This is a genomic window from Streptomyces phyllanthi, assembly GCF_009377205.1.
Taxonomy (GTDB): domain Bacteria; phylum Actinomycetota; class Actinomycetes; order Streptomycetales; family Streptomycetaceae; genus Streptomyces; species Streptomyces phyllanthi.
Map to the genome: position 1 here is coordinate 20,947 of NZ_VJZE01000060.1, position 10,745 is coordinate 31,691.

10 protein-coding genes are annotated in these 10,745 nt (G+C 71.6%); 7 read left to right on the forward strand and 3 right to left on the reverse strand.

The window, feature by feature from the left end:
* Position 1: 1 nt before the first annotated feature.
* Positions 2–349 (reverse strand): trypco2 family protein, encoded by a 348-nt coding sequence (locus FNH04_RS11905; protein ID WP_152783247.1) that lies wholly within the window; start codon positions 347–349, stop codon positions 2–4.
* 171 nt (positions 350–520) lie between these two features.
* Here FNH04_RS11905 and miaB point away from each other — a divergent pair, with 171 nt between their 5' ends.
* Both miaB and FNH04_RS11915 read left to right on the forward strand, forming a co-directional pair.
* Complete coding sequence (gene miaB, locus FNH04_RS11910) at positions 521–2,050, forward strand: tRNA (N6-isopentenyl adenosine(37)-C2)-methylthiotransferase MiaB (RefSeq protein ID WP_152783249.1); 1,530 nt, start codon at positions 521–523, stop codon at positions 2,048–2,050.
* A gap of 98 nt (positions 2,051–2,148) precedes the next feature.
* Positions 2,149–2,913 (forward strand): class III extradiol dioxygenase subunit B-like domain-containing protein, encoded by a 765-nt coding sequence (locus tag FNH04_RS11915; protein WP_152783251.1) that lies wholly within the window; start codon positions 2,149–2,151, stop codon positions 2,911–2,913.
* Positions 2,914–3,040: 127 nt separating this feature from the next.
* Here the strand turns inward: FNH04_RS11915 and FNH04_RS11920 are convergent, their stop codons facing one another.
* Together FNH04_RS11920 and FNH04_RS48975 are read right to left on the reverse strand one after the other, a co-directional pair.
* Positions 3,041–3,313 (reverse strand): antitoxin, encoded by a 273-nt coding sequence (locus FNH04_RS11920; RefSeq protein WP_152783253.1) that lies wholly within the window; start codon positions 3,311–3,313, stop codon positions 3,041–3,043.
* A 24-nt stretch (positions 3,314–3,337) separates the two neighbouring features.
* Positions 3,338–3,547, reverse strand: a complete 210-nt coding sequence (locus FNH04_RS48975) for a gliding motility protein (protein ID WP_322722943.1) — start codon at positions 3,545–3,547, stop codon at positions 3,338–3,340.
* 334 nt (positions 3,548–3,881) lie between these two features.
* On the opposite strand from FNH04_RS48975, the gene miaA reads away from it, so the two are divergent.
* The 5 genes from miaA (at position 3,882) to FNH04_RS11950 (ending at position 10,700) form a co-directional block, all read left to right on the forward strand.
* Positions 3,882–4,820, forward strand: a complete 939-nt coding sequence (gene miaA, locus FNH04_RS11930; RefSeq protein ID WP_322722944.1) for a tRNA (adenosine(37)-N6)-dimethylallyltransferase MiaA — start codon at positions 3,882–3,884, stop codon at positions 4,818–4,820.
* A 108-nt stretch (positions 4,821–4,928) separates the two neighbouring features.
* A complete protein-coding gene (locus tag FNH04_RS11935) occupies positions 4,929–5,456 on the forward strand; it encodes a hypothetical protein (RefSeq protein WP_152783267.1) in 528 nt (175 codons plus the stop codon).
* Positions 5,457–5,504: 48 nt separating this feature from the next.
* The gene (gene dapF / locus FNH04_RS11940; RefSeq protein WP_152783257.1) at positions 5,505–6,398 is read left to right on the forward strand and encodes a diaminopimelate epimerase; all 894 of its coding nucleotides are present in this window, start codon (positions 5,505–5,507) and stop codon (positions 6,396–6,398) included.
* Positions 6,399–6,696: 298 nt separating this feature from the next.
* Positions 6,697–8,979 (forward strand): RelA/SpoT family protein, encoded by a 2,283-nt coding sequence (locus FNH04_RS11945; RefSeq protein WP_152783259.1) that lies wholly within the window; start codon positions 6,697–6,699, stop codon positions 8,977–8,979.
* Between the two features lie 197 nt (positions 8,980–9,176).
* Positions 9,177–10,700 (forward strand): M1 family metallopeptidase, encoded by a 1,524-nt coding sequence (locus FNH04_RS11950; protein ID WP_152783261.1) that lies wholly within the window; start codon positions 9,177–9,179, stop codon positions 10,698–10,700.
* Positions 10,701–10,745: the final 45 nt, after the last annotated feature.

Genomic DNA, 10,745 nt, shown 5'->3' on the forward strand with positions numbered 1-10,745 from the left:
CTCACCGCTCCCACGGACGTGCCTGCTGCCGGTTCACCTCGGCATTCCGCCCGCCCAGCGCTTCGTCGCGCACCTTCAGCTTCAGCGTGAGCCGGTGCGTGCGGGCTGTGGAGAAGGCCCCGTCGACCCCGGCCGTGACGACACCGAAGGAGAACTTGGCCCCGGGTCTCACATCGCGGCGGAGCTCCAGCAGAAGCTCCAGGTGGGCCTCCTCGATCTCGAACCGCAGCTGCTGGTTCGCGCCGGCGTCCTGGGCGACCCCGAGTTCGGCCCGCAGGTCCTCGATCGCCTGCGCCAGCCCGGTGCCCTCGACCTCGACCCCGTCCGGCTCGGCATCGTCGTCCACCATCGGTACGCCCCCCCGCTTGCCTCTGGCCGGACCCGTCTCCGGCCCGCCTGCCGGAAGTCTGCCCATGCCCACCCCCACCGCGCAGCCGATTCCCGGAAACGGGCCCGGGCGTACGGCGGTCCCCGTGCTCCGAGGTCGGGGCGTACTCCGAGGACCGCCTACCCTTATGGCATGAGCAGCAGCGACCGGAGCCGGGCAGTGGGCGTCAAGACATACGAAGTGCGCACCTACGGGTGCCAGATGAACGTCCACGACTCCGAGCGCTTGTCCGGCCTCCTCGAGCAAGCCGGGTACGTGCGCGCGCCCGAGGGCACCGGCGAGGGCGAGGCCGACGTCGTCGTCTTCAACACCTGTGCCGTGCGCGAGAACGCCGACAACCGCCTCTACGGCAACCTCGGCCGCCTCGCCCCCATGAAGGCCAGGCGGCCCGGCATGCAGATCGCCGTCGGCGGCTGCCTGGCGCAGAAGGACCGCGACACCATCGTGACGAAGGCGCCCTGGGTGGACGTCGTCTTCGGCACGCACAACATCGGCAAGCTGCCCGTCCTGCTGGAGCGCGCCCGCGTGCAGGAAGAGGCGCAGGTCGAGATCGCCGAGTCCCTCGAGGCGTTCCCCTCCACCCTGCCGACGCGGCGCGAGAGCGCGTACGCGGCCTGGGTGTCCATCTCCGTCGGCTGCAACAACACCTGCACCTTCTGCATCGTCCCCGCCCTGCGCGGCAAGGAGAAGGACCGCCGGACCGGCGACATCCTCGCCGAGATCGAGGCCCTGGTCGCCGAGGGCGTCTCCGAGATCACGCTGCTCGGGCAGAACGTCAACGCGTACGGCTCCGACATCGGCGACCGTGAGGCGTTCAGCAAGCTGCTGAGGGCCTGCGGAACGATCGAGGGCCTGGAGCGCGTCCGCTTCACGTCCCCGCACCCCCGTGACTTCACCGACGACGTCATCGCCGCCATGGCCGAGACACCCAACGTGATGCCCCAGCTGCACATGCCGCTCCAGTCCGGCTCGGACACGGTCCTCAAGGCGATGCGCCGCTCGTACCGCCAGGAGCGCTATCTGGGGATCATCCGCAAGGTGCGCGAGGCCATCCCGCACGCGGCGATCACCACCGACATCATCGTGGGCTTCCCCGGCGAGACCGAGGAGGACTTCGAGCAGACGCTGCACGTGGTGCGCGAGGCACGCTTCGCGCAGGCCTTCACCTTCCAGTACTCCAAGCGCCCCGGCACCCCCGCGGCCACCATGGACGGCCAGATCCCCAAGGCAGTCGTCCAGGCCCGCTACGAGCGGCTCGTCGCCCTCCAGGAGGAGATCTCCTGGGAGGAGAACAAGAAGCAGGTCGGCCGCACCCTGGACCTGATGGTCGCCGAGGGTGAGGGCCGCAAGGACGGCGCCACCCGGCGTCTGTCCGGCCGCGCCCCCGACAACCGCCTCGTCCACTTCACCAAGCCGGACCAGGAGGTCCGCCCCGGCGACGTGGTGACGGTCGAGATCACGTACGCCGCCCCGCACCACCTGCTGGCGGAGGGCCCCGTCCTGGACGTACGCCCCACGCGCGCGGGTGACGCCTGGGAGAAGCGGAACGTCCAGAAGGCGGCGGAGGCGGCCGAGCCCGCCGGCGTGATGCTGGGTCTGCCGAAGGTCGGGGTGCCGGAACCGCTGCCGGTGGCGACGGGTGGCGGCTGCGGCTGCGACTGACGTACGAGGCACACGGGGCTGCGCCCGAGGGGCGCGGCCGCGCCCGGGGCCGGACGGGGGGTCTCACCCGACCGGGCCGCGCGGCTACGCTGCGGATCATGCTTGTAGCCGCCGCCGTCTGCCCCTGCCCGCCGCTGCTCGTGCCCGAGGTGGCCGCGGGTGCCGCGCCCGAACTCGACGCCGCTAGGGCCGCGTGCGCGGACGCCCTCGGGGTGCTGTCCGCGGCGCGTCCCGACCGCCTGGTGGTCGTGGGCCCGGCCGAGGACGGCGGACACGGACCGTACCCGGAGGGGACTCCGGGTACGTTCCGCGGCTTCGGCGTGGACGTCGCCGTACGGCTGGGCCGTGGAAAACCGGACAACACGGCGATGGACCCCGCAGCCGTGGACCGCTCGGTCACGGATGCCCCCTCGGCCCCCGGGCGCGCGCTTCCGTCGTCCCTGGCCGTGGCCGCCTGGCTGCTGGAGCACACGGGCTGGACCGACGCACCGGTCGAGGGCCTCGGAGTGGAACCTCTCGACGCCGCGCGGTGTATCCGTCTCGGACGGGAGATCGCGGAGCCCGACGAGCGGGTGGCCCTGCTGGTGATGGGTGACGCCAGCGCGTGCCGCTCGCTCAAGGCGCCGGGCTACCTCGACGAGCGCGCGGCCGGCTTCGACGCGGAGGCCGCCCGTGCCCTGGGCTCGGCGGACATCAGGACCCTCAAGTCGCTGGACATCGCCCTGGCCCAGGAACTCAAGGCATCCGGCCGCGCCCCCTGGCAGGTCCTCGCGGGCGCGGGCGAGGACACGGACCTGCGGGGCTCACTTCTGTACGACGAGGCACCGTACGGGGTGGGGTACCTGGTGGCGACCTGGTCGTAGGCGGGACGGGCGACGCCCCGACGCACCTCCGCACACACAAGGCCCGACGCACCTCCACACACAAGGGCGGACGGCCCGGAGACGCGGTGCTCCGTGGCCGTCCGCCGTGCGGCGCTGCTCAGGCTGCTCAGGAGGCCGGAGGCGCCTGCGGCGCGTCCGGTGGGCGCGTGGTGCCGCCGCTGTCCTTGTGCGCGAGTCGGTCCATGGCGCCCTTCGCCCTGTCCGTACCCGAGTGGATCCTGCCGCTGTACTTGCCCTTGGTCCGCTTGTCGACCGCGTCCGCGGCCCTGTCGAGACCGCGCTCGACCTTGTCGATCTTGCCCTCGTGCTTCTGGGCGAGGTTCGAGACCTTGCCCTTGGCCGGGGCGATTTTGGACTTCACGTTGTCCAGGAGACCCATGGTTCACCTTCCCTCGCGGGACAGTTACGTGCGGGCGCCCTCAGCGGCCTCGCTGTCGGCGGCCTTCTCGGCGGTCTGCTGCTCGGGGATCTCCACGTCGTCGGCCGTACCCGGCTCACCGACGGACTCGTCACCGGACTTCTCCGACGCGGCCTCGTCGTCCGCCTTCGTCCCGCCCGCCTCAGCCGCGGCTTCCACGGCTTGCGCGGCTTCCACGGCTTCCGCGGTCGCCACGGCCTCCTCCGACCCCTCCGGCTCCTTGGCCCCCTTCGCCTCGGCCGCCCCCACCGTCTCTGACCCGGCCGTCGGCGTGTCGGCCTGAGCCTCGGCGGTCGACGCCTCCTCCGTAGCCTTCGACCTCCGGAGAAGCCATGAAAAAACGCCCATATCCACTCCAACGTTACTCGTGCGGGCGAAATCCCGCGTCGCCCGGTGCGTCCTGTTGCGTCGCCCGGGTCACCGGCACTCGCATCCGGCGGTCCGAACCTCGCAACACGCAACGACGCCGGACACGCGGTGTCACGTAACCCGTTCGAGGAGTGGCCCCGGGGTTTGCAAGACTGGGTCGGTGAGTACCGCACCCCCCGCCCCCCGTGTCATCGCCGTCGTCGGACCCACCGCGGCAGGAAAGTCCGATCTGGGTGTCTTTCTCGCCCAGCGTCTCGGGGGTGAGATCGTCAACGCCGACTCCATGCAGCTCTACCAGGGGATGGACATCGGTACCGCCAAGTTGACGCCCGCGGAGCGCGGCGGTGTCCCGCACCACCTTCTGGACATCTGGAACGTGACGGTCACGGCCAGCGTCGCCGAGTACCAGCGGCTCGCCCGCGCGCGTATCGACGCCCTGCTCGCCGAGGGCCGCTGGCCGATCCTGGTGGGCGGCTCCGGGCTGTACGTCCGCGGGGCCGTCGACAACCTGGAGTTCCCCGGTACCGACCCCGAGGTCCGCGCCCGTCTGGAGGAGGAGCTGACCCTGCGCGGTTCCGGTGCGCTGCACGCCCGCCTGGCCGTCGCCGACCCGGAGGCGGCCCTCGCGATCCTGCCCAGCAACGGCCGCCGGATCGTCCGCGCCCTGGAGGTGATCGAGATCACCGGCAAGCCCTTCACGGCCAACCTCCCGGGCCATGACTCCGTCTACGACACGATCCAGATCGGCGTCGACGTGCCCCGCCCCGAACTGGACGAGCGCATCGCCCGCCGGGTCGACCGCATGTGGGAGGCCGGGCTCGTCGACGAGGTGAGCGCACTGGAGGCGCGGGGGCTGCGTGAGGGGCGCACGGCGTCGCGCGCGCTCGGCTATCAGCAGGTGCTCGCGGCGCTTGCCGGAGAGTGCACCGACGAGGAGGCGCGCGCCGAGACCGTACGTGCCACCAAGCGCTTCGCGCGCCGCCAGGATTCATGGTTCAGGCGTGATCCCCGTGTGCATTGGCTCAAAGGGGGCGCGGCGGATCTCACGGAACTTCCGGAGCTCGCCCTGTCGTTCGTCGAACGACCGGTTACAGCCTGATCACGTCATGGCATCGGGACGCTCCGGCCGCCATCGGGGCCTCCGGGAGCGTGCCATCATCAAGCTTCGATCGACCAAGTGGAGTCCTAGTCGGGAGGGCGCGTGGCGATGGAGGCCGGCCCTCGCAACACTGCACAAGGCGCGGAGTTCGAGACCGCTGAGAACGGGGAGCAGCAGGCCCTGGAGGGGTACCGCTTGAGCCCTGACGGGGATTCCCTGAGCCCGGACGGCCCGGACGAGGAGCCCTCGGGCGGCGTGACCGACGACGGACCGGAACCGGACGAGATGTCCGCCGGACCGGAGGTCGAGGTCGAGCTCCGGCCCCAGCGCCGGCTGCGGATCTGGCAGCTCGCGCCCATCGTCGCCCTGGCCGCGCTGGGCTCCCTGATGTTCGCCTTCCCGCTCGCCTTCGAGTTCGGCGACGGTGGCGCGGTGGTCGCCATGCTCGGCCTGCTGATCTGCTCGTGCGCGGCCGGCTGGGGCATGATGGCCGCCCGCCGCGTCGGCTCCACCTGGCCCGGACTGCCGCAGCGCGGCTCCGGGTGCCGCCCGGACTGGCGGGTCGTCCTCGGGTACGCGGTGGTCGTGCTCGCGGTGGTGGCCCTGGCCGTGTGGCGCGTGGCCCGGCTGCGCTGAGGTTCCCGCGGGACCCGGTGTGTCGTACCGACCCCGTACGATCGAGGAATGAGCACGCGGATCGCCTTCCTCAAGGGTCACGGGACCGAGAACGACTTCGTCATCATCCCGGACCCCGAGAACGCCGTGGACCTGCCCCCGGCTGCCGTCGCCGCCCTGTGCGACCGCCGCGCGGGCATCGGCGGGGACGGTCTGCTGCATGTCGTACGGTCCGCCGCGCACCCCGAGGCGAAGGCGATGGCCGCCGAGGCCGAGTGGTTCATGGACTACCGCAACGGCGACGGCTCGATCGCGGAGATGTGCGGCAACGGCGTACGGGTGTTCGCCCGCTACCTGCAGCGCGCCGGGCACGTGACCGAGGGCGATCTCGCCGTCGCTACGCGCGGGGGCGTGAAGACCGTGCACATCGCCAAGTCCGCGCCGGGCAGCGGCTCCGCCGAGGGCGACGTGACCGTCGGCATGGGCAAGGCCCGCCTCCCGGAGGGCGACGTCACCGTGAGCGTCGGCGAGCGCTCCTGGCCCGCGCGCAACGTGAACATGGGCAACCCGCACGCGGTCGCCTTCGTGGACGACCTCGCGCACGCGGGCAGTCTGTTCTCACCGCCGCCCTTCAGCCCGGCCTCCGCCTACCCGGACGGGGTGAACGTGGAGTTCGTGGTCGACCGAAGCCCCGGTCATGTCGCCCTGCGCGTCCATGAGCGCGGCGCCGGCGAGACCCGCTCGTGCGGCACGGGCGCGTGTGCCGTGGCTGTGGCGGCCGCCCGCCGCGACGGCGCCGACCCGGCCGTGACCGGGACCCCGGTGACGTACACCGTCGATGTCCCCGGCGGAACCCTCGTCATCACCGAACATCCGGACGGAGAGATCGAGATGACCGGCCCCGCGGTGATCGTCGCCGAGGGTGAGATCGACGCCGACTGGCTGGAAGCCACCGCGAGTTGATGCGCGGTCAGGCTCTGCATCGCAGCTATCGAACCCTTGGAGGCTGCGATGTCATGGCCTCTGGCTCGGGCGCGGGTTCGATTCCATGGCCGACCGTGTCTTGCATGGCTCAAAACCGCCAACCCTTGATTCATCGCTCGAATGGGTGATCCGTTTCACGCTCGACGAGAGGTGGTCAATCGGGCGTGATGGGCTCGGTAGCATCAAGCACCGGCACGGACGGAGGAACGACGCCATACCCTGAGCCGCCGTTCGTCATGGGGTATCCGTCCGCCGGTCCACGCAGCCGGAGGTGCCCATGAGTGCGGAGGCCACGAACCCTCTCACGCCCGCCCCTGTGACGCCCTTGTCCAAGCTCTCGTCCTCGCACGAGCGGGGGAACACCAACGATCAGGCAGGGCCACCGGGGCACCGCAGGAAGAGCCGCCCGCGCATCGACCTGCGCCGCCTCGGCCGCGCGGCACTGCTCGGCTCCCCGACGCGGGACCGGCTGCCCGACGCGATCAGCCATGTGGTCGAGGCCCACCGCGCCCACCACCCCGACGCCGACCTCGAACCGCTGCGCAGGGCCTACGTGCTGGCCGAGTCCTCGCACCGCGGCCAGATGCGCAAGAGCGGCGAGCCGTACATCACCCACCCGCTCGCCGTGACCCTGATCCTCGCCGAACTCGGTGCCGAGACCACGACCTTGACGGCCTCCCTGCTCCACGACACCGTCGAGGACACGGATGTGACGCTGGAACAGGTCGGCTCGGAGTTCGGCGAGGAGGTCCGCTATCTCGTCGACGGCGTCACCAAGCTGGAGAAGGTCGACTACGGCGCCGCCGCCGAACCGGAGACCTTCCGCAAGATGCTCGTCGCCACCGGCAACGACGTCCGCGTGATGTCGATCAAACTCGCCGACCGGCTCCATAACATGCGCACCCTCGGCGTGATGCGTCCCGAGAAACAGGAACGCATCGCCAAGGTGACCCGGGACGTGCTGATCCCGCTCGCCGAACGGCTCGGCGTCCAGGCGCTCAAGACCGAGCTGGAGGACCTGGTCTTCGCGATCCTCCACCCCGAGGAGTACGGGCGCACCCGCGAGCTGATCGCCGACAACGCCGCACACGGCGGCGACACCCTCGTCCAGATCGCCGACGAGGTCCGCGGAGTGCTGCGCGAGGCCGGGATCCCGGCCGAAGTCCTCATCCGGCCACGGCACTTCGTCTCCGTGCACCGAGTCTCACGCAAGCGCGGGCGGATGCGCGGCGCCGACTTCGGACGGCTCCTCGTGCTCGTCGGCGAGGACGCCGACTGCTACGCGGTCCTCGGCGAGCTGCACACCTGCCTCACGCCCGTCGTCTCGGAGTTCAAGGACTTCATCGCCGTACCGAAGTTCAACCTCTACCAGTCGCTGCACACCGCCGTCGCGCGCGGTGACGGCGAGGTCGCCGAAGTCCTCATCCGCACGCACCAGATGCACAAGGTCGCCGAGGCCGGCGTCGTCGCGCTCGGCAACCCCTACGCCCCTCCGTCGGAGGAGCAGGCCGAACGCGACGGCGAGCGCGCCGACCCCACCCGCCCCGGCTGGCTGTCCCGGCTTCTCGACTGGCAGGAGGCCGCGCAGGACACCGACACCTTCTGGTCCACCCTGAGGGAGGACCTCGCCCAGGACCGTGAGATCACCGTCTTCCGGCCCGACGGGGGCGCGTTGGGGCTTCCCGAGGGCGCGAGCTGCGTGGACGCCGCGTACGCCCAGTACGGTGAGGACGCCCACGCCTGTATCGGCGCCCGCGTCAACGGCCGCCTGGCGACGCTGAGCACGGTCCTGAAGGACGGCGACACCGTCCAGCTCCTCATGGGCCAGGACCCGGCCTCCGAGCCCTCCCGCGAGTGGCTGGAGCACGCCCACACTCCCGTCGCGCGCATCGCCATCCAGCGCTGGCTGACCACCCACGCCTCGCCCGCCGACGCGGCAGCCGCCGACGAAGGCTCCGCGGGTGACGCCCGCCCCGCCGAGGAAGCCCGTTTCGTGGGCACCGGCCGCGCGGAGGCCCTTGCCGACCACAACCGGGCCGCCCGCCCGGCCGCCGACACCTCCGCCGCCCGGTCCGCCTCCGACGGTCCGGCCCCGCGCCCGGACTCCTCCAACGTCGTCGTGGACCAGCCCGGCGCGAGCGTACGGCTCGCGGGCTGCTGTACGCCCGTACCGCCCGACGAGGTCACCGGCTTCGCCGTACGCGGGGGAGTGGTCACCGTGCACCGCGTGGAGTGCGCCGGAGTGGAGCGGATGAGGAGCGCGGGGCGCGCGGAGCGGGACGTGCGCTGGGGTGACACCACCGAGTGCCGGGTCACGCTGGTCGCCGAATCCTTCCAGCGGCCCCATCTTCTGGCCGACCTCACCGAGGCCATCGCCCTGGAGGGCGTCGCGATCGTCTCCGCCACCGTCGAACCCCCGACCCAGCAGCACGTCCGCCACACCTACACCCTCCAGCTCCCGGACGCCGGCCATCTCCCCGGCCTGATGCGCGCCATGCGGAACGTGGCGGGGGTGTACGACGTGGGCCGGGCCCAGCACCAGGCGGCGGCCGCGCAGTAGCGGCGGCGGGTATCGGTGAGCGGCGGGTGCCGGTGAGCGGCCCGTATCGGTGAGCGGCCGGTATGCGAGCGGCCGGTATCGGTGAACGCCGACGGCCCGCCGTTCGGGTGCGGCCGCCGTTCGGGTGGGCCCGTCGTTCGGGTGGGCCCGTCGCGCGTCGTCGCCGTGGGGCGGAGGCACGCTGGTAGCCGTGGGGCATGGTGCTCACCTCCCGACCCAGGGCCCGCCGTGTCCAGGCGGTGCTCCTTGTCCCCACTGTCTCCGTCTGCCTGATCGCCGCGGGCGCCCCCACACCCACCGTGCCCCTCGGCGTCGGCGACCGCCTCTTCCCGCACCTCGGCAACCCGGGATACGACGTCGACTCGTACGACCTCGCCTTCACCTACACAGGCAGCAACCGCGAACCGCTCACGGCCGTCACCACGATCGACGCCCGGACGACCACATCCCTGGAGCGCGTCAACCTCGACTTCACACACGGAAAGGTGCGTTCCGTCGAGGTCAACGGTGTGCGCGCCGCTCACGCCGGCGCGGGGGAGGACCTCGTGGTCACGCCCCGGGCGCCGCTCCCCAAAGGCAGACCCGTGCGGATCACCGTGCGCCATACGAGCGACCCCCGGTACGGCAGGGACCAGGAGGGCGGCTGGGTGCGAACCCGGGACGGGCTCGCGATGGCGAACCAGGCCGACGCCGCCCACCTGGTGTTCCCGTGCAACGACCACCCCTCCGACAAGGCGATGTTCACCATCCGGGTCACCGCCCCCAAGGGCCACACGGCCGTGGCCAGCGGTCTGCCCGTCGGGGTGGACCGTGGGGCGCGCGCTTCGACCTGGACGTACCGCACCGAACACCCCATGGCGACCGAACTCGCCCAGATCTCCATCGGCCGTTCCACGGTGCTGCACCGCACCGGCCCGTACGGCCTGCCCGTCCGCGACGTGGTCCCCACGAAGGACCGCGGCGCGCTGGAGAAGTGGCTCAAGAAGACCCCCGCCCACATCGCCTGGATGGAGCGGAAGGTCGGCCCGTACCCCTTCGAGACGTACGGACTGCTGCTCGCCGACGCGCGGACCGGCTTCGCGCTGGAGACACAGACGCTGTCCCTCTTCGAGAGGGATTTCTTCACCCGGCCCGAGCTCCCGAAGTGGTACGTCGAGTCGATCATGGTGCACGAGCTCGCCCACCAGTGGTTCGGCAACAGTGTCAGCCCGCGCACCTGGTCCGACCTGTGGCTCAACGAAGGGCACGCCAGCTGGTACGAGGCCCTGTACGCGGAGGAGGAGGCCGGCAGGTCGCTCGAGGACCGTATGGAGAGGGCCTACGGCGCCTCCGACCAGTGGCGGGCCGCGGGGGGTCCGCCGGCGGCGCCCAAGGCGCCCAAGCCGGGTCAGAAGATCGACATCTTCCGCCCGAACGTCTACGACGGGGCCGCGCTCTTCCTCTACGCCCTCCGCCAGAAGATGGGCAGCCCCGCCTTCCAGCGCCTGGAACGCGCCTGGGTGAGCGTCTACCGCGACGGGGTCGCCGACACGGAGGACTTCCAGGAACTCGCGTCCCTCTTCGCCAAACGCGATCTGAGAGCGTTCTTCCGCGCCTGGCTGTACGGCAGGAAGACCCCGCCGATGCCGGGCCACCCGGACTGGAAGCCCACGTCCGCACGGAAGATCGAGGTGGGCCCGCACGTGAAGAGCAGGCCGGCGCGCGGTGGAAGGGCTGGGTGACGCATCGGGGGAGCGGGGTGACGCGCACGGGGCACGAACGGGGAC